Source organism: Streptomyces sp. NRRL WC-3605 (assembly GCF_001509795.1).
Lineage (GTDB): Bacteria > Actinomycetota > Actinomycetes > Streptomycetales > Streptomycetaceae > Streptomyces > Streptomyces viridochromogenes.
This window is the reverse complement of sequence record NZ_LLZN01000050.1, coordinates 66,681-84,136: the sequence shown is the minus strand read 5'-3', so window position 1 is coordinate 84,136 and position 17,456 is coordinate 66,681. Positions and strand designations below refer to the sequence as shown.

Below are 17,456 nucleotides of genomic sequence, written 5' to 3'. Positions count from 1 at the left end.
CCCACTTTGTTTCCATGCGCATCGGGGTCATCGGTACGGGCCGCATCGGCACCATCCACGCGAACACGCTCAGTCGCCATCGTGACGTCGGATCGCTGATCCTCACGGACGCGAATCCGTCGCGGGCCCAGGAGCTGGCGCACCGGCTCGGCGAGACGGCGGCGCCCGGCATGGACGAGATCTTCCGGTGGGGCGTGGACGCGGTGGTGATCACCACGGCGACGTCCGCCCACGCCGAGCTGATCGGGCGGGCGGCCCGCTCCGGTCTGCCCGTGTTCTGCGAGAAGCCCATCGCGCTCGACCTGCCGGGGACGCTGCAGGCCATCGCGGAGGTGGAAACGGCCGGGACGATTCTGCAGATGGGGTTCCAGCGCCGGTTCGACGCCGGGTACGCCGGGGCCCGCGAGGCGGTGCGGTCCGGCCGGCTGGGGCGGCTGCACACGGTGCGGGCCCTCACCAGCGACCAGGCGCCGCCGCCCGCCGCGTGGCTGCCGCTGTCGGGCGGGCTCTACCGGGACACGCTGATCCACGACTTCGACATGTTGCGCTGGGTGACCGGCCGGGAGATCGCGGACGTGTACGCGGCCGGTTCGGACGCCGGGCCCGCGATGTTCCGCGAGGCGGGCGACGTGGACACCGCGGCGGCGGTGCTGACGCTGGAGGACGGCACGCTCGCCACCGCGACGGCGACCCGGCTGAACGGCGCCGGGTACGACGTGCGCATGGAGCTGGCCGGCGAGCTGGACCAGGTCGTGGTCGGCCTGGACGACCGTACGCCGATCGCCTCCACCGAGCCGACCGGGCCGCCCGCGGCGGACAAGCCGTGGACCGGGTTCCTGGAGCGGTTCGGGCCGGCCTACGAGGCCGAGCTGAACGCCTTCGTCGAGGTCGTGCGCGGCGAGCGGGCGAACCCCTGCGACGGGCGGGAGGCCCTGCAGGCGCTGCGGATCTCCGAGGCGTGCGAGCTGTCGCGGCGCGAGCGAAGACCGGTGGCGCTCGGCGAGCTGCCGGGGGGCACGACGACCGCGGCCCTCTGAGGGCGCTCCGGTCCCCTGGACCCCGCGAGCCCGGCATGATCCAAACGAAAGGCCCTAGCGCCCCTCCCCCGTGCGGTCGTCGAGTTCCTCCAGCAGGCCCGCGTCGTACGCCAGGAGCGCGATCTGCACCCGGTTGTTGAGGTCCAGCTTGGCCAGGACGCGGGAGACGTGCGTCTTCACGGTGGCGACACTCATGTAGAGCTCCCCGGCGATCTCGGCGTTGGACAGGCCCCGGCCGACGGCGACGGCGACCTCGCGCTCGCGGTCGTTCAGTGCGGTCAGCCGCTCGCGCGCGTGGGCGCGGCGGGTGTCGGCGGCCGTACCGGCCGCGTGGTCCATCAGCTGGCGGGTCACGGTGGGCGACAGGACCGGGTCGCCGGCGGCCACCTTGCGCACCGCGTCGACGATCTCGGCGGGCGGGGTGTCCTTCAGCACGAACCCGGCGGCCCCGGCGCGCAGGGCGCGCAGCACCTGCTCGTCGGCGTGGAAGGTGGTCAGCAGCACGACCTGCGGCGGGTCCTGCCGGGCACGCAGCCGCTCCGTCGCGGTCAGGCCGTCGACGCCGGGCATGCGGATGTCCATCAGGACGACGTCCGGCCGGGTCCGGTCGGCCAGCGGTCCCACGTCGGCTCCGTCGGCCGCCTCGCCGACGATCTCGATGTCGTCGGCGCCGCCCAGCATCAGGGACAGTCCGGCCCGGACCAGCGGATCGTCGTCGACGAGGAGCAGTCTGATGGCAGTCATGGGCCTCACGTAATCACGGTCGTCCGGTGCGCGGGGACGGGTCCGCACGGGAAGGTCCTCACCCGGACGCCCACGGGAAGGCCCCCGCCCGGACACCCGTGGTCACTCCCACGGCAGCCACGCCCGGATGCCGAACCCTCCGTCCGCCTCGGGCCCGTGCTCGAACCGGCCGCCCGTCAGCGTCGCCCGCTCCCGCAGCCCGATGAGCCCCTGCCCGGAGCCGGGCACGGGCGGCACGTCCCCCTCGGGGGCGCCGTTGCGCACCGCCACGGTCAGGCCCTCGCCCGGTGCGCCGGTGACGGTCACCGTGGCCTCGGTGCCGGGGGCGTGCTTGCGGGCGTTCGTCAGCCCCTCCTGGGTGATGCGGTAGGCGGTGCGGCCCACGGAGGCCGGTACGGCGGCCTGGTCGGTGACGCGCAGGTCCAGGGTGACCTTCATGCCGGCCTCGCGGCACTCGGCGACCAGGGCCTCCAGCGCGGCGAGGGTCGGCTGGGGGCGGCCGGAGTCGTCGGACTCGCCGGCGCGCAGCACGCCGATGATCTCGCGCAGGTCCTGCAGCGCCTCGTGGGCGCTCTCGCGGATGACGCCGGCGGCCCGCTGGATCTCGTCGCGGGGTGCGTCCGGCCGGAACTCCAGGGCTCCGGCGTGCACGCTGAGCAGGGTCAGCCGGTGCGCGAGGACGTCGTGCATCTCGCGGGCGATGGCCTCGCGGGCCAGGCGCTGCGCCTGATCCGCGCGCAGCCGGGCCTCCGTCTCGGCGCGCCGCGCGCGGTCGCGCAGGCTCACCATGAGCTGCCGCTTGGAGCGGACGAACATGCCCCAGCCGACCATCGCGCCGGTGAGCAGGACGACGGAGAAGACGGCCCAGCCGTAGGGGACCTCGGGGTCGGGACGCAGCCAGAAGAAGAGCGGGGTCAGCGCGAGCGAGGCTGCGGCGACCCAGGCCACGTACCGGAAGGGCCGGTGCACGGCGAGGGTGAACAGGGCGACGACGCCCGCGCCGCCCGCGGTGTTCGACACGAAGCACACGGGGACCATGGCGACGGCGAGTGCGAACGGCCGGCGGCGCCTGAGCCACACCGCGCCGCACGCGAGGGCGCCGAGCAGCTGGTCGGCGGCGACGAGGCCGCCGGGGATGTCCTCCTGCGCCAGCGTGTCCGCGGAGAGCAGGCCGAGGAGCACGGCCACCAGGAAGAAGCCGAAGTCGACCACCCAGTCGCGGGCCGTGCGCCGGGGCCGGCCGGGGCGGTCGGGATCGGGCTCGAACTCCGCGGCCAGGGCGGAGGGCAGCAGCCAGCGCCGCTCCGCGAGGAACTGCGGCGGGGACGGGTGCTGTTCGGTGTTCACGGTCGACAAATCTACGCAGGAGCGGCTCCCGGAGGGCCTGCCGCGACGGCATCACCGACCAAAGTCGGGGCACCGCAGACTTTGGTGGGCGCGGACCGCCCGGACGGCCTTCCTTCGGCCGCGCCGGTCGCGCCTCGTGGCCGATGGGCGCGGGGGGCTCGGCGGGCGAGACTCGGGGCATGAAGCAGTTGTTGGAGTTCCTGGGGTTCGTCTGTCTCGTGCAGGGCGTCGCGGGCCTGGTCCACGAGTTCACCGACTGGCACTGGGGTCTGGTGCAGCGCGTCGGGTTCCTGGACGGCTACGAGGTCTACGCGAGCGTGACCCTGCTGGTGCTGGCGTTCGCGCTGTTCGCGGTCGCCGAGAGCCGGACGTCGCCATGACCGCCTCGCGCGCCGATGGCAACGGCGTGAACATTGAGGGGACATCCGGCGGAGAACAGTGAGGTTGACGTTGACATGCCATCTTCTACGCGCGTCATCATACGGCCATGAGATTCCCCCCACACCTCACCCGCATCGGCTCCGCGGCGGCCCTGCTGTCCGCTCTCCTCGTCGGCGGCACCGTCACCGCCACCCCGGCGGCGGCCGCGGTCGGCAGCATCTGCCAGAGCGACCTGCCGTCTCAGGCGCACGACACCCTGGACCTGATCGAACAGGGCGGTCCCTTCCCCTTCGAACAGGACGGCACCGTCTTCCAGAACCGGGAGGGCGTCCTGCCGGGCCGGTCGACCGGCTACTACCACGAGTACACGGTGATCACGCCGGGCTCCGACACCCGGGGCGCGCGGCGCATCGTCACCGGCGAGGAGCCCCGGGAGGACTACTACACGGCCGATCACTACGCGACCTTCGACCTGATCGACCACGGCTGCTGAGGTCCGGCAGGCAGGCCGGACCTCACCACTGACGCTCGCCCCGCGGACCCCCCACAGCACCACCGGCCGCGGGGCGAGACCGTCCCCTGGGGCGTGTTACCCGCCCAGCTCCTGCCGGCGGGCGCGCAGACCCGCCGTCCCCTGCTCGGTCAGCGAGCCGTGCAGGCGCAGCCGGGAGATGCCGCCGTCCGGATAGATGTCCACGCGCGCGTGCGTGCCGAGGGCCGGGGACTCCAGGACGAAGCGGTGGTTGGTGTCCGGCTGGAGACGGGTGCGCGGGACGACCTCCGTCCACGTGCCGCTCTCGCCGTCCTTCACGGAGACCGACGCCCAGCCCGCGCTGTTGCCCTTCAGATACGCGGTGTCGATCTCGACGGCCCGGATCTCGCACTGGGCCGCCAGCCGGTAGCTGATCCAGTCGTGACCCTGGTCGCGGCGCCGGCGGGTCTCCCAGCCGTCGTCCATCTTGCGGGAGCGGCCCGGCTGGATGGTGTTGCCGGCGGGCGAGTAGAAGAGGTTCGAGGCGTCCTCGGCCCGGCCGCCGTTCTCCAGGGCGACGACGTCGAAGGTGCCGAGCGCGGCGAGCCACGCGGGGTCGGGCACGACCTCGCCGTACACGCGCAGACGCGCTATGCCGCCGTCGGGGTGCTGGTTGAGCCGCAGGTGGGTGAAGCACTGCTCGGCCTGTACGGCGAAGCCGTTCGCGGCGTGGCCGCCGACCGGGGTGCGCGGGACGAGCGTCGTCCACTTCACGTCGTCGCCGAGCAGGTCCTCGGGCGACGGCGAACCCGGCACGCAGGCACCCTCGACGGACACCGCCTGCGGGTAGTTGCCGCGGAAGTGGGCCGTGTCGACCACGATGCCGCGGATCACGCCGGGGGCGCCGAGGCGTACCAGCGCCCAGTCGTGGTCCTCGGCCGTCGGCCAGGGGTGCTCGGCCGAGGCGCCGCGGCGCCGCCGGGTCTCCCAGCCGTCCATGACCTTGCCCTTGTGCCCGAAGTGCTCGGGGTCGAACTCGGCGCGCCCGGGCACCAGGAGGTTCTCGCGCTGGGCGAAGAACTCGTCGTTGGCGGCGACGACGGAGGCACCGAGGCGCCGGTCGGCGAGATCGGCGTACCGGGTGAAGGGGAAGTCGGCGGTGCGGTAGTCCGCGTACGGGTCGCCGCCGCCGTAGGGGCTCGCGTCGCCGGTGAAGCTGGGGATCGCCGTCACGGTGATCAGATCTGCCTTTCGCGTCGTCGGATGGGGGTCAGGGGGTGCGGGTGAGAAGGCGTCCCTTCGGTTCGGTGAACTCGCCGTCGTCGAAGACGCGTTCGCCGCGCAGCCAGGTGGCCCGCACGACTCCGTGCAGGGTCCGGCCCGCGTACGCCGTCACGCGGTTGCGGTGCTGGAGGGCGGCCGGGTCCACGGTGAAGGCCGCGTCGGGGGCGAGCACCGCGAAGTCGGCGTCGCGGCCGGCTTCGATGGCCCCCTTGTGGCCGAGCCCGGCCAGCCCGGCGGTCCGGGCGGACATCCAGCGGACCACGTCCTCCAGGCCGTGCCCGCGCCGGCGCGCCTCGGTCCAGACGGCGGCCAGGCTCAGCTGGAGGCCGGAGATCCCGCCCCAGGCGGTGGCGAAGTCGTCGGTCTTCAGGTCGGCCGTGGAGGGCGAGTGGTCGGTGACCACGCAGTCGATCGTGCCGTCGGCCAGGGCCTGCCAGAGCAGGTCCTGGTTGGCGGACTCGCGGATGGGCGGGCAGCACTTGAACTCGCTGGCCCCGTCCGGGACCTCCTCGGCGGTCAGGGTCAGGTAGTGCGGGCAGGTCTCGACGGTGATCCGTACGCCCTCCCGCCGGGCCTCGGCGATCAGCGGCAGCGCGTCGGCCGACGACAGGTGCAGCACGTGCACACGCGCGTGGAGGCGTTTCGCCTGGGCGATCAGCTGGGCGATCGCCGTGTCCTCGGCGTCCCGCGGCCGGGAGGCGAGGAAGTCGGCGTAGCGGGGGCCGCCGTGCTGCGGGGCCGCCGCCAGGTGGTGCGGGTCCTCGGCGTGGACGATCAGCAGCCCGTCGAAGGAGGCGATCTCGGCCATGGTCCGGGCGAGTTCGTCCTGTCCGAGGTGCGGGAACTCGTCCACGCCGGACGGCGACAGGAACGCCTTGAAGCCGAAGACCCCGGCCTCGTGCAGCGGGCGCAGGTCCCCGGTGTTGCCGGGCAGGGCGCCGCCCCAGAAGCCGACGTCGACGTGCGCCTTGTCGGCGGCCGTCTTCTGCTTGACGCGCAGATGGTCGACGGTCGTGGTGGGCGGCAGGGAGTTGAGCGGCATGTCGACGAGGGTGGTGATGCCGCCGGCCGCCGCGGCGCGCGTGGCGGTCCAGAAACCCTCCCACTCGGTGCGCCCGGGGTCGTTGACGTGGACGTGGGTGTCGACGAGGCCGGGCAGCAGGACGTCGTCGCCGACGTCCTCGAGGCGTGCGCCGGACGGCACGGCCGAGCTATACCCGAGGACTGCCGTGATCTTTCCGGCGGCGACCGCGACGGAGGCGGCCCGCATCCCCTCCGGGGTGATGACGCGCGTCGAGCGCAGCACCAGTTCGACGTCGGACACCCGGACCCCTCTCTGCCGCCTTCTCCGCGAGCCGGCCGGACCACCCCGGCCGGACCCCGGAATTTCAACGTTCTGTTGAAGGAGTCTTCACTCCCGTCGCGGCGCCGTCAAGGGCACACTTCTCCACAGTGCGCCCCGATCGGCCCCTCTGGACAGTTCCACAAAGTGAAATTAGACTTCCGCCACGCAGAACGTGAAGACGCCCTCCCGGGGAGTCGACCGACCGGCGGGTAGGCTTCTGCCCTTCCCACGGGTCCCGAAAGGAACGCGCCGTGCCGACGTCCAGCGCCAGCACCACCGACTCCGCCCGGTCCAGCGGCGGTGTCCAGTCCCTGGAGCGCGCCTTCGACCTGCTGGAGCGGATGGCGGACGCCGGCGGCGAGGTGGGCCTGAGCGAGCTGTCCGCCAGCAGCGGTCTGCCGCTGCCGACCATCCACCGTCTGATGCGCACCCTGGTGGCCTGCGGATACGTACGTCAGCAGCCCAACCGCCGGTACGCGCTGGGGCCGCGGCTGATCCGGCTCGGCGAGTCCGCCTCCCGCCTGCTGGGGACCTGGGCCCGCCCCTATCTGGCCCGGCTGGTCGAGGAGACCGGCGAGACGGCGAACATGGCCCTGCTCGACGGCGACGAGATCGTCTACGTGGCCCAGGTGCCGTCCAAGCACTCGATGCGCATGTTCACCGAGGTGGGCCGGCGCGTGCTCCCGCACTCCACGGGTGTCGGCAAGGCCCTGCTGGCCTCCTTCCCGGCCGAGGAGGTGCGCGCGCTGCTGTCGCGCACCGGCATGCCGGCCGCCACGGACCGGACCATCACCACGCCGGACGGCTTCCTCGCCGCGCTGGAGGACGTGCGGCGCACCGGCTACGCCGTCGACGACAACGAGCAGGAGATCGGGGTGCGCTGCCTCGCGGTCCCCGTGCCCGACTCCCCCACCCCGGCCGCGATCTCGATCTCGGGTCCGGCGGGCCGGGTCACCGAGGCGGCGACGGAGCGGATCGTGCCGCTGCTCCAGCAGATCGCCGGCGAACTGGCCGAGGCGCTGGCCAGCCAGAACCAGTCCTGACGGAACCGGCCGCGCCCTGCGGCGAGCAGGCCCCCTCCGCCCGCCCCTCGGCGACCGGTCCACGCCCCTTGCGGGGGACGTCCCGCCCCTCTGTCCCCCGCGCGAGCCACAAGCGAGTGTCCACCCCACGGTGACGACTCCCCCGACCCCGCATTCCTAGTGTTCGACTCACCGCGGAACGCCGGGCCGCGGGCCGGAGAAGGAACCGGAGTCGGAACCGGCAAGGGGAGTCCACGTCATGAAAGCCTGGAAGACAGTCCTGCAGGTCGTCGTCGTCTTCGCGGTCTACGCGGTGTGCGGCGGTCTCGTCAGCGGGGTGAAGGACAACCCCTGGCTCTCGCTCCTGGTGGGCGCGCTCACCGCGGTCGTGATCATCTTCGTCTACCGGTGGGCCGTGCGGCGCACCGAGAACCGCGAGGTGACCGAACTGCGGGCGGAGGAAGCCACGAGCGCGGCCTTCTGGGGCCTGGTCATCGGCACGCTGATGTTCCTCTGCGTCATCGGCAACATCTACCTCCTCGGCGACTACGAGGTCCACGGCATCGACTCGGTGAGCGGGGCCATCGGACTGATCGGCTTCATGGCGGCCGCCGCCGCGACGGAGGAGATCATCTTCCGCGGACTGCTGTTCCGGCTGCTGGAACGCGTCACGGGCACGTACATCGCACTGATACTGTCCGGCCTCGTGTTCGGCGCCATGCACCTCCTCAACGACGACGCAACCGTCGCCGGCGCGCTGGCCATCGCCATCGAGGCCGGCGCCATGCTCGCCGCTGCCTACGCCGCCACCCGCAACCTGTGGCTGCCGATGGGCGTGCACTTCGCCTGGAACTTCATGGAGTCCGGTGTCTTCAGCACCCAGGTCTCGGGCAACGGCGACACCCACGGCCTGCTGGACTCCACCCTGTCGGGCCACCGCCTGATCACGGGCGGCGAGTTCGGTCCCGAGGCGAGCGTCTACGCGGTGCTCTTCGGCACGCTGCTGACGGTCTGCTTCCTGGTGGTGGCCCACCGCCGCGGCAACATCGTCCCCCGGCGCCGCGTCGAGCGCGCCGAGACTCTCGCGGCGCTCACCCGATGACGGAACAGCGATCCGCCGGTTCGCCGGAGCGCCGGACGGACGGAGCCGGACACCGCGAGAGCGGTGCCGGGCTCCGGCCGGCCGGGCTCCGGCTCCGGCCGTCGGTGACCCGAGTCCGCGCGGACGGCATCCGGCACCGTCTGGACAGCGCCCGGAAGCGACTCGGTGGCATCTGGTACCGGCTGGACGTCGTCGTCCGGGACCTTCCGTTCGGGCTCCTCCTCCTGATCGGCTCCTTCCTCCCGGCGCTCCGCAGCAACGGAACGGTCGTCGGGGGTGTCCCCGACCGCCCGCACGACGCGCTGGCCGTCGTCGTGATCCTCCTCGAGTCCCTGCCCCTGGCGGTGCGCAGGCGGTGGCCGGCCCTCTCGCTGGCCCTGGTCTCCGGCGGGTTCGCCGCCGACCAGCTCCTCGGCTACCACACCTTCGCAGCCACGGCGATGGGCGTCGCCCTGGTGAGCACCGGCTCGCACCTGGAGCGGCACCGCCGGAGCTTCGTGGCCGGCCTCACCGTGGCGTACGTGGCGCTGTCGGTCGGCCTCGCCCGCCTCGGCACGGGCGAGACCGTCGCGGAGTACACGACCTTCTACCTGGCGATGGGCCTGGCCTGGGGCGCCGGAAGCTGGCTGCGCACCACCCGGCAGGCGGAGGCCGAACGCCGCGAGCGGGTCGCCGTGGAGACACGGAACGCCGAACGCACCCGGATAGCGCGGGAGTTGCACGACGTCGTGACCCACCACGTGACGGCGATGGTGGTGCAGGCGGAGGCCGCGCGCTATCTGACCTCCGCGCCCGAGCGGCTGGAGCAGTCCCTGAGCGCCGTCTCCGACACCGGGCGCCGGGCGATCACCGACCTGCGGCACCTGCTGGACCTGCTCAATCCCGATCACGGCACCCGGAGCGGCGACGACGCCGCGGCCGAGCCGAGGACACCGGCCGTCGGCCGCGTCCTGACCCTTGTGGAGCAGACCCGCCGGGCGGGCCAGCCGGTGGAGTTCACCGAGGAGGGCGCCCCGCCGGAGTCCACCGGCAGTTCCGACCTCGTGGCCTACCGGGTGGTGCAGGAAGCACTCACCAACGCCCTCAAGTACGCTCACGGCAGCCGCACTTCGGTCGTCGTGCGGCACGGCGAGAGGGAGATCACCGTGGAGGTCGGCACGGAAGGCACCGGCTCACGGGCCGCCGCCGTCGGTGGCAGCGGACGAGGGCTGGCCGGTCTGCGCGAGCGGGTCGACGTGCTGGGCGGGGACTTCAGCGCGGGCGCCGTCGCGGGCGGTGGCTTCGTCGTCCGGGCGCGGATACCGGCCGGGGTCCGCTCGTGACCACACCCCCTCCCTCCGGGGCCGCGCCGACCCGGGTGCTCGTCTGCGACGACCAGGCGCTGATCCGCACGGGCCTGGTCACCATCATCGACGCCCAGCCCGACATGGAGGTGGTGGGCGAGTGCGGTGACGGCCGGAAGGGAGTCGACCTCGCCCGCGAACTCGACCCGGACGTCGTGGTCATGGACATCCGCATGCCGGTCCTCGACGGCCTCGAAGCGACCCGCCTGCTGGCGGGGGCCGGGGTCGCCCGCCCCGTCAAGGTCCTCGTCGTCACCACGTTCAACCTCGACGAGTACGTCTACGAGGCGCTGCGCGCCGGAGCGAGCGGCTTCCTCCTCAAGGACGCCCCGCCCGACCGCCTGCTGCACGGCATCCGCACGGTCGCCCTGGGCGCGGCGCTCCTCGACCCCGAGGTCACCCGCCAGCTCGTCGGCCGGTACGCGACCCGTATCCGCCCCACCGAGGGCGCCCCGGAGGACGTTCCGCTCACCCCCCGCGAACTGGAGGTGCTGCGGCTGATCGCGGACGGCCTGTCCAACGGCGAGATCGCCGCCGCCCTCGTCATCAGCCAGGAGACGGTGAAGACGTTCGTCTCCCGCATCCTCACCAAGCTGGACGTGCGCGACCGTGTCCAGGCGGTCGTCTACGCGTTCCGTCACGGCCTGGCGAGCTGAGCCGATCGGTCCAGAGTCGCGGGCCGACCCCGAGGAAGCGTCCTAGAGCACGTGCCGGGCGGCAGGCGGGACTGTGCGGACACGCCCTAGCCCCGCCCGCGCGGGGGCGTCCCGAACATCTCCACGGCGTCCCGCACCTGGGTGAGGCCGGGCGACAGCGCGCTCACCGAGCCGATGGCCCCGGCGATCAGCAGTAAGGACCGGCGCAGCCGTGGCGCCTCGGGCGCCCCGTCGGCCGTCATCGCGGCCAGCGCCGCCAGTTCCTCCTCGGCGATCCCCCGGTCGGGGAACTCGGCCGGATGCGCGGCGAGTTCGCGGCGCAGACGGGACACGGCCGTCCGCAGCTCCGCCACCCTCGGGTCCTCGCCTGTGCCCGTCACCGACCTCTGCCCCAAGCTCCGCAACAAAGCTCTCCCCCTCGCACGCCGTTGTGCGCCACCAGCCGCGCGCCCTCGCCGAACGCCCCTCGGGGCGCCGGGGACGCCGGTCAGTAAACGCCACCCCCGTACCGATCCGCCACAGCGCGGACGGAAATTCAGCCCTGCGGGTCGGCCCCTCGCGCAGGTGTCAGGTATGCAGGACGCATGACGCACTCACAACCCCTCCCGGTGGCCGGTCTGCTCCTCGCGGCGGGCGGCGGACGACGGCTCGGCGGACGGCCCAAGGCACTGCTGCCGCATCGCGGCCGGCTCCTGGTCGAGCACGCCGCCGGGGTGCTGCGCGCGGGCGGCTGCGCGCGCGTGCACGTGGTGCTGGGGGCGCGCGCGGCGGACGTACGCCGGCGTGCGGGGCTCGACGGGTGCGTCCTGGTGGAGAACCCGGAGTGGGCCGAGGGGATGGGGTCCTCCCTGCGGGCCGGGCTGGGCTCCCTGGCCGGCACGAACGCGCGTGCGGCACTCGTCCTGCTGGTCGACCAGCCTGGCATCGGACCGGAGGCGGTGGCGCGGGTCCTCGCGGCGTACCGGGACGAGTCGTCCCTCGTCTCGGCCGCGTACGACGGCGTCCGCGGGCATCCCGTGCTGTTCGGCGCGGCCCACTGGGCCGGTGTGAGCGCGGCCGCCACCGGCGACCGGGGGGCGCGCACGTACCTCGAGGAGCACGCCGGTTCGGTCGCGCTCGTCGAGTGCGGGGACGTGGCGGAGCCCTACGACATCGACACGGAGGCCGATCTGGCCCACCTGGAGTGACCGCGGTGGCACCCGGCGCCACCTCGCCCCGGCATGAGGAATCTCGACATCAACAAACCATTGAACTTCCACCATGAGGAAACTAGTATCCACTGATCAGAAGCGCTCCGGCCGTTCGGCGGGCGCTTCCCCCGGCATCCGGGAAGACTGGCACCCGGTGCCACACAGCTCGACCGCTCGCCCCAGCCCGCTGAAGGAAGTGACAGCTCATGTCCGCACCAGCGCCGTCCCCGCTGGCCATCGTCGACGCCGAGCCCCTGCCCCGGCAGGAGGAGGTCCTCACCGACGCGGCCCTCGCCTTCGTGGCCGAGCTGCACCGCCGCTTCACACCCCGCCGTGACGAACTCCTCGCCCGCCGCGCGGAGCGCCGCGCCGAGATCGCCCGCACCTCCACGCTCGACTTCCTCCCGGAGACCGCCGCGATCCGCGCCGACGACTCCTGGGTGGTGGCCCCGTGCCCGCCCGCCCTCCAGGACCGCCGCGTCGAGATCACCGGCCCGACCGACCGCAAGATGACGATCAACGCGCTTAACTCGGGCGCCCGGATCTGGCTCGCGGACTTCGAGGACGCCTCCGCGCCGACCTGGGAGAACGTCGTCCTCGGCCAGCTCAACCTGATCGACGCCTACCGCCGGTCCATCGACTTCACCGACGCCGCCTCGGGCAAGTCGTACGCCCTGCGTCCGTCCGACGAGCTGGCCACGGTCGTCATGCGCCCGCGCGGCTGGCACCTGGACGAGCGGCACCTCCGGCTCGACGGACAGCCGGTGCCCGGCGCCCTTGTCGACTTCGGCCTGTACTTCTTCCACAACGCGCGGCGTCTGATCGACCTCGGCAAGGGCCCGTACTTCTACCTGCCGAAGACGGAGTCGCACCTCGAGGCCCGCCTGTGGAACGACGTGTTCGTGTTCGCGCAGGACTACCTCGGCGTCCCGCAGGGCACCGTCCGGGCCACCGTCCTGATCGAGACGATCACGGCAGCCTACGAGATGGAGGAGATCCTCTACGAGCTGCGCGACCACGCCTCCGGGCTGAACGCCGGCCGCTGGGACTACCTGTTCTCCATCGTCAAGAACTTCCGGGACGGCGGGCCGAAGTTCGTTCTGCCGGACCGCAACGCCGTCACGATGACGGCCCCGTTCATGCGGGCCTACACCGAACTCCTGGTCCGCACCTGCCACAAGCGCGGCGCGCACGCGATCGGCGGCATGGCGGCGTTCATCCCGTCCCGCCGGGACGCCGAGGTCAACAAGGTGGCGTTCGAGAAGGTCCGCGCGGACAAGGACCGCGAGGCCGCCGACGGCTTCGACGGCTCCTGGGTCGCCCATCCCGACCTGGTCCCGATCGCCATGGAGTCCTTCGACAAGGTCCTCGGGGACAAGGCGAACCAGAAGGACCGGCTGCGCGAGGACGTGCGTGTGGAGGCGGCCGACCTCATCGCGATCGACTCGCTCGACGCCAGGCCGACGTACGACGGGCTCGTCAACGCCGTGCAGGTCGGCATCCGGTACATCGAGGCCTGGCTGCGCGGGCTCGGCGCGGTCGCCATCTTCAACCTGATGGAGGACGCGGCCACCGCCGAGATCTCCCGCTCCCAGATCTGGCAGTGGATCAACGCGGGCGTGGAGTTCGACAACGGCGAGAAGGCGACGCCCGAGCTGGCCCGCCGGATCGCCGCCGAGGAGCTGCGGGACATCGAGCAGGAGCTGGGCGCGGAGGCCTTCGCCGCGGGCCACTGGCAGGAGGCCCACGACCTGCTGCTCGAGGTGTCCCTGGACGCCGACTACGCCGACTTCCTGACCCTGCCGGCGTACGAACGGCTCAGGGGCTGACGGCGTCCGGACCGGCCTTGTCCGAGTGGCCCAGGGGCTTGCCCGGGGCCACTCGGTCGCGTACGGCGCGCTTGACCGCCGTGGGCTCGGGGAAGCCCTGCTCGCGCCGGTCCCAGACCGGCTCGCCGTCCACCCGGACGACGAAGACGCCGCCCTTGCCCGGCCGCAGGGCCAGCTCGGACAGCTCCGCCTCGAAGGTGGTGAGCAGTTCCTGCGCGAGCCAGGCCGCGCGGGGCAGCCAGCCGCACTGGGTGCAGTACTCGATCTCGACGCGGCCGCTCATCCCAGGTGCACCGATCCGTCCTGTTCCACGGCCGGCTTGCCGTGCAGGTCGGGGACCCGCTTGAGCCAGTCCGGCCGGCCTCGCTGTGTCCTCGCCGCCCGCGCGAGATCCTCGGCGGCGAGTTCCTCCCGGGTCGGGAAGCCGGTGGGCAGCCACGCGGCGGACGCCCGCACGCGGCTGTGCAGATGCGCGACGTAGGCGTCGCGGGCCTCCTGCGGCGTGGCGAAGCCGGGTTCGGCGGCCAGCCAGGCGTCCGGGACCGCCGCCACGACCTCCCGGAGCAGTTCCCCGGTCACCCGGGGCGCCAGCTCCGCGTCGGCGGCGCGCACGTCGGGGCCGTACTGGCCGAGGGCGTGGTGGCGCAGGTCGTAGGCGCGCTCCGGGTCGGAGGCGTCCCAGCGGTGGTGGAAGACGAGGGCCGCGCCGTGGTCGATGAGCCACAGCCGGGGCGGGACGGTGCCGAGGGTGGGCCAGACCATCAGGTTGGAGCTGTGCACGGTCCGGTCGACGTTCGCGGTCAGCGCGTCCAGCCAGACGACCCGCCCCGCCTCCAGCGGGTCCACCCGGAACGTCTTCGCGACCTCGGGGGTGAAGTCCCGGGCGCCCGGCAGATAGTCCATGCCGAGGTTCACGCCGGCGCTGGCGGCGTGCAGGTCGCGCACCTCCTGGTGCGGCTCGCTGTCGGCGACGGCGGGGTCGAAGTGCACCAGGACCAGTTCGGGGAACCGCAGCCCCAGCGCGCGGGCCAGTTCACCGACGATCACCTCGGCGACGAGGGCCTTGCGGCCCTGTGCGGAGCCGGTGAACTTCACGACGTAGGTGCCGAGGTCGTCGGCCTCGACGACGCCGGGAACGGAGCCGCCGGACGTCAGGGGCTCGATGTAGCGGGTGGCTACGACCTCTCTCAACATCCGACCCCTGCTTCCGGCCTGCGGTACGCCCCGAGCATAGTCGCCGGTCACCGCGTGCCGGAGCGGGCGGCGGCCGCTTCGGACGGCTCCGCGGCCACGTCGTCCGGAGGTTCCGGCGGTTCCGGCGTCTCGGGCGTCTCGGGCGGCCGGTCGCGGCGGCGCGGCAGAACGGCCCCCGCGGCCTCCAGGAGGCGGGCGAGCAGATGCGCGCGTCCCGCCAGGACGGGCCCGAGCACGGCCAGGACGAGGACGTAGCTGGCGATGAAGGGGGCGAGCCGCCCGTCGAGTCCGGCGGTGGCGGCCATCGCGGCCAGGATCAGCGCGAACTCCCCGCGGCCGAGGAGCGTGGTGGCGATGTTCGCGGTGGGCTCCGGCCCGTAGCGGTACAGGCGGGCGGCGAACAGGCCCGCGATCACGTTCATGGCGATCGTCAGGGCGACGGCCGCGCCGACGGGACCGGCGACGGAGACGGGAGGCGGGCGCGTGGTCTCGCGCCCGCGTCCCGTCATGCGTCGTCGTGGGGGCGGCCGGCCGTCTCGTCGGAGCGGACGGGTTCGGGTGCGCGGGGGTGCGCGGGCGCCGGCTTCTCGGGCGGCGTGAGCATCTGGACCGCCACACCGGCCGCGACCAGTCCGGAGGCGAGGAGCAGGCCCTGCGGCAGCATCGCGCCGGCGGTCAGCATCACCACCGAGGCGGCCAGCAGCGCCCAGGCCCCACGCCTGCCGCGCGGGCCGCCCGGCGGTGGGCGGCCGGTCTCGGGGCCCCCGGTGAAACGGGGGTCGCGGTGCCGTGGCCGTGTGTCGAGGGGGTGCGGGGATCGGGTCGGGTGCGGCATACCTCCTCCTTCCGGTGACCGGGAGGCCGGGGGCTCACTGTCACCCTCACATGCGACAGGGGGCCGGGACCATCGGGTCCAGTACCCATATCGGCGCATATGCGGCCCTGACCGCCAAGAGCCCGGGGCCGTCGCTCAGCCGGCTCCGGCCAGCGGGTTGGGCAACGGCAGATAGCGGGCGTCGGCGCCGTCCGCGCCCGTCCAGCGCAGCAGCAGGTTGGTCTTGCCGGGAAGCGTGGGGGCCGACAGCAGGGCCGGGATCTCCGGGAGGTCGTGCCGGGCCAGCTCGCGGCGGACGGCGGGCCAGGGGTCGTACCCGCGACGGCGTGCTCCGAGGACCCCGGCGACCTCGGCGAGGTGGTTGACGACCAGGCAGTACACCAGCCGCTCCCAGCCCGCCGCCCGGGACACGTCCCCGAGCAGCTTCACGCCCTCGGCGTCCCGGAACAGGGCCTGCACGGGCAGGCCGCCGGCGTCGACGGCGACCAGGGTGTTCTGCAGGTGCGCCTCCAGGACGACGCCGTGCGCGTCGAACGCCGTCAGGGCGGGCGGGACCACCTGCGCCAGGTACGCCTCCCACCAGGCGGCCGGGTCCCCGGCGGCGTCCAGCGGGCTGCCCTCGAAACCCTCGACGAGCGAGGCGGCCAGCAGCGGCGTCGCCCCGGGCCGGACCCGGCCGCCCAGCCCGTCGCGCACCAGGACCGCCAGTTCCTCGAAGGCGAACGAGGCGGTGCGGTAGCCGCGGTCGCTCAGCCAGGCCGCGTCCTGACCGGCGAGGGCCGCCGTGGCCGCCGCGTCGGTCCGGCGCAGCCGCAGCAGGTCGTGCCGCCACAGCCGCCGGATGTCGTTGGTGATGCGGACGTCGAGGCTGAACTTGAGGAACAGGTCGGGTCCGGGCGCGTACAGCGTGCGGATCGCGGCCGTCGGCCACACGTCGAAGGCGGTCGTGCCGAGCCGGATCAGCCGCCCGTCGGCGAAGGCGGGCGCGAGGTCCACCAGGCCGAGCTGCCAGGGGTGCGCGGGCAGCAGCCGGTAGCCGGGCGGTGCCTCGCCGAGGGCGTCCAGGGCGGCCGTGTCGCCCTCCTCGACGACCAGGTCCTCGCGCAGCCCGAGCAGCGCCAGCGGGAAGCGGGCGTACGCCTCGGGCGCGTACGGCAGCCAGGCCGCGACCGGGCCGCCGCCGCGTGCCTTCGGCGCGGGGTGGTACGGGTGGCCGGTGAGGAGGGACTGCTCGGAGCGCAGATAGAGGTCGCCGGGCGGTACGGCACGCGCGCGTGCGGCGAGCAGGGCGGCCAGCGTGTCCCGGCTGTCGATCATCTCGGCGGGCAGTTCGTGGTTGGACTGGCCGGTGTGGCGGCGCAGCTCGTCCGCGACGAGCTTGACGAGTTCGGCGTGGCCGACGCGGCGCCAGGCGCCGCCGGTGAACACCTCGGGCTCGGCGGGCCGCCGGACGCCGCGGACCCGCAGGAGGCGGCCCGAGCCGCGCAGCCGGTGCACCCGCCGTTCGTCGTCCGGCGCGTCCGTGCGCGCCGTTCCGTCGCGCTGCGGCTCGGCCACCTCGCGGAGCAGGCAGTTGAGCAGCGGGGCGATCGCCAGGGCGTCGGCGCGGGCCGCCGCGTCCGCGGCGGTCGGCGGGGTGAGGTGCACGCGATCCACTGGTTCCCTACGGTCCGTT

At 73.5% G+C, this 17,456-nt stretch carries 18 protein-coding genes and 1 pseudogene; 9 read left to right on the top strand and 10 right to left on the bottom strand.

Annotated elements, in window-relative coordinates:
- Window positions 1-14: 14 nt before the first annotated feature.
- Window positions 15-1,037, top strand: a complete 1,023-nt coding sequence (locus tag ADL34_RS14065; protein ID WP_062666972.1) for a Gfo/Idh/MocA family oxidoreductase — start codon at window positions 15-17, stop codon at window positions 1,035-1,037.
- Between the two features lie 54 nt (window positions 1,038-1,091).
- On the opposite strand, the gene ADL34_RS14060 is transcribed toward ADL34_RS14065, so the two are convergent.
- Window positions 1,092-1,781, bottom strand: a complete 690-nt coding sequence (locus tag ADL34_RS14060; RefSeq protein ID WP_062666970.1) for a response regulator transcription factor — start codon at window positions 1,779-1,781, stop codon at window positions 1,092-1,094.
- Window positions 1,782-1,883: 102 nt separating this feature from the next.
- Window positions 1,884-3,137, bottom strand: coding sequence for a sensor histidine kinase (locus ADL34_RS14055; protein WP_400092526.1), 1,254 nt, complete (start codon window positions 3,135-3,137; stop codon window positions 1,884-1,886).
- A 170-nt stretch (window positions 3,138-3,307) separates the two neighbouring features.
- On the opposite strand from ADL34_RS14055, the gene ADL34_RS14050 reads away from it, so the two are divergent.
- Together ADL34_RS14050 and ADL34_RS14045 are read left to right on the top strand one after the other, a co-directional pair.
- On the top strand, window positions 3,308-3,508 hold the full coding sequence (locus ADL34_RS14050) for a hypothetical protein (protein ID WP_062667163.1): 201 nt from the start codon (window positions 3,308-3,310) through the stop codon (window positions 3,506-3,508).
- Between the two features lie 107 nt (window positions 3,509-3,615).
- Window positions 3,616-4,002 carry a ribonuclease domain-containing protein gene (locus ADL34_RS14045; RefSeq protein WP_062666968.1) on the top strand — a complete coding sequence of 129 codons (387 nt, stop codon included), beginning with the start codon at window positions 3,616-3,618 and terminating at the stop codon, window positions 4,000-4,002.
- Window positions 4,003-4,098: 96 nt separating this feature from the next.
- Here ADL34_RS14045 and alc read toward each other — a convergent pair whose 3' ends face one another.
- Window positions 4,099-5,214, bottom strand: coding sequence for an allantoicase (gene alc, locus ADL34_RS14040; protein ID WP_062666966.1), 1,116 nt, complete (start codon window positions 5,212-5,214; stop codon window positions 4,099-4,101).
- 37 nt (window positions 5,215-5,251) lie between these two features.
- Window positions 5,252-6,589 carry an allantoinase AllB gene (gene allB / locus ADL34_RS14035; RefSeq protein ID WP_062666964.1) on the bottom strand — a complete coding sequence of 446 codons (1,338 nt, stop codon included), beginning with the start codon at window positions 6,587-6,589 and terminating at the stop codon, window positions 5,252-5,254.
- A 272-nt stretch (window positions 6,590-6,861) separates the two neighbouring features.
- On the opposite strand from allB, the gene ADL34_RS14030 reads away from it, so the two are divergent.
- The 4 genes from ADL34_RS14030 to ADL34_RS14015 all read left to right on the top strand — a co-directional run bounded on the left by ADL34_RS14030 (window position 6,862) and on the right by ADL34_RS14015 (window position 10,733).
- Window positions 6,862-7,653: an IclR family transcriptional regulator gene (locus tag ADL34_RS14030; protein ID WP_062666962.1), complete on the top strand. Its 792-nt coding sequence runs from the start codon at window positions 6,862-6,864 to the stop codon at window positions 7,651-7,653.
- A 238-nt stretch (window positions 7,654-7,891) separates the two neighbouring features.
- Entirely contained in the window at window positions 7,892-8,734 is an 843-nt protein-coding gene (locus ADL34_RS14025) for a CPBP family intramembrane glutamic endopeptidase (protein ID WP_062666960.1), read from the top strand.
- Window positions 8,731-10,056, top strand: a complete 1,326-nt coding sequence (locus ADL34_RS14020; RefSeq protein WP_079034096.1) for a sensor histidine kinase — start codon at window positions 8,731-8,733, stop codon at window positions 10,054-10,056. The genes ADL34_RS14025 and ADL34_RS14020 overlap by 4 nt, the downstream gene beginning before the upstream one ends.
- The gene (locus ADL34_RS14015; protein ID WP_062666958.1) at window positions 10,053-10,733 is read left to right on the top strand and encodes a response regulator; all 681 of its coding nucleotides are present in this window, start codon (window positions 10,053-10,055) and stop codon (window positions 10,731-10,733) included. Before ADL34_RS14020 ends, ADL34_RS14015 begins: the two co-directional genes overlap by 4 nt.
- 86 nt (window positions 10,734-10,819) lie before the next feature.
- Here ADL34_RS14015 and ADL34_RS14010 read toward each other — a convergent pair whose 3' ends face one another.
- Window positions 10,820-11,140: a DUF5955 family protein gene (locus ADL34_RS14010; protein ID WP_062666956.1), complete on the bottom strand. Its 321-nt coding sequence runs from the start codon at window positions 11,138-11,140 to the stop codon at window positions 10,820-10,822.
- Between the two features lie 177 nt (window positions 11,141-11,317).
- Between ADL34_RS14010 and ADL34_RS14005 the strand changes: the two genes are divergently transcribed.
- Both ADL34_RS14005 and aceB read left to right on the top strand, forming a co-directional pair.
- Window positions 11,318-11,920: a nucleotidyltransferase family protein gene (locus tag ADL34_RS14005; RefSeq protein ID WP_062666954.1), complete on the top strand. Its 603-nt coding sequence runs from the start codon at window positions 11,318-11,320 to the stop codon at window positions 11,918-11,920.
- Between the two features lie 209 nt (window positions 11,921-12,129).
- On the top strand, window positions 12,130-13,752 hold the full coding sequence (aceB, locus tag ADL34_RS14000) for a malate synthase A (RefSeq protein ID WP_062666951.1): 1,623 nt from the start codon (window positions 12,130-12,132) through the stop codon (window positions 13,750-13,752).
- On the opposite strand, the gene ADL34_RS13995 is transcribed toward aceB, so the two are convergent.
- The 5 genes and pseudogenes from ADL34_RS13995 to ADL34_RS13975 all read right to left on the bottom strand — a co-directional run bounded on the left by ADL34_RS13995 (window position 13,742) and on the right by ADL34_RS13975 (window position 17,437).
- Window positions 13,742-14,035, bottom strand: a complete 294-nt coding sequence (locus ADL34_RS13995) for a SelT/SelW/SelH family protein (protein WP_062666950.1) — start codon at window positions 14,033-14,035, stop codon at window positions 13,742-13,744. The genes aceB and ADL34_RS13995 overlap by 11 nt on opposite strands.
- On the bottom strand, window positions 14,032-14,946 hold the full coding sequence (locus ADL34_RS13990) for a HipA family kinase (protein WP_062666941.1): 915 nt from the start codon (window positions 14,944-14,946) through the stop codon (window positions 14,032-14,034). Before ADL34_RS13990 ends, ADL34_RS13995 begins: the two co-directional genes overlap by 4 nt.
- A 47-nt stretch (window positions 14,947-14,993) precedes the next feature.
- Window positions 14,994-15,413: pseudogene (locus tag ADL34_RS34805) on the bottom strand (cation:proton antiporter); the annotation flags it as partial.
- Between the two features lie 38 nt (window positions 15,414-15,451).
- Entirely contained in the window at window positions 15,452-15,781 is a 330-nt protein-coding gene (locus tag ADL34_RS13980) for a hypothetical protein (protein ID WP_062666937.1), read from the bottom strand.
- A 135-nt stretch (window positions 15,782-15,916) separates the two neighbouring features.
- Window positions 15,917-17,437, bottom strand: coding sequence for an IucA/IucC family protein (locus tag ADL34_RS13975; protein ID WP_062666936.1), 1,521 nt, complete (start codon window positions 17,435-17,437; stop codon window positions 15,917-15,919).
- Window positions 17,438-17,456: the final 19 nt, after the last annotated feature.

Coding starts and splice junctions, on each gene's coding strand:
- ADL34_RS14065 (WP_062666972.1), top strand. CDS start 15: ATGCGCATCGGGGTCATCGGTACGGGCCGCATCGGCACCATCCACGCG.
- ADL34_RS14060 (WP_062666970.1), bottom strand. CDS start 1,781: ATGACTGCCATCAGACTGCTCCTCGTCGACGACGATCCGCTGGTCCGG.
- ADL34_RS14050 (WP_062667163.1), top strand. CDS start 3,308: ATGAAGCAGTTGTTGGAGTTCCTGGGGTTCGTCTGTCTCGTGCAGGGC.
- ADL34_RS14045 (WP_062666968.1), top strand. CDS start 3,616: ATGAGATTCCCCCCACACCTCACCCGCATCGGCTCCGCGGCGGCCCTG.
- ADL34_RS14025 (WP_062666960.1), top strand. CDS start 7,892: ATGAAAGCCTGGAAGACAGTCCTGCAGGTCGTCGTCGTCTTCGCGGTC.
- ADL34_RS14020 (WP_079034096.1), top strand. CDS start 8,731: ATGACGGAACAGCGATCCGCCGGTTCGCCGGAGCGCCGGACGGACGGA.
- ADL34_RS14005 (WP_062666954.1), top strand. CDS start 11,318: ATGACGCACTCACAACCCCTCCCGGTGGCCGGTCTGCTCCTCGCGGCG.
- aceB (WP_062666951.1), top strand. CDS start 12,130: ATGTCCGCACCAGCGCCGTCCCCGCTGGCCATCGTCGACGCCGAGCCC.
- ADL34_RS13995 (WP_062666950.1), bottom strand. CDS start 14,035: ATGAGCGGCCGCGTCGAGATCGAGTACTGCACCCAGTGCGGCTGGCTG.
- ADL34_RS13990 (WP_062666941.1), bottom strand. CDS start 14,946: ATGTTGAGAGAGGTCGTAGCCACCCGCTACATCGAGCCCCTGACGTCC.
- ADL34_RS13980 (WP_062666937.1), bottom strand. CDS start 15,781: ATGCCGCACCCGACCCGATCCCCGCACCCCCTCGACACACGGCCACGG.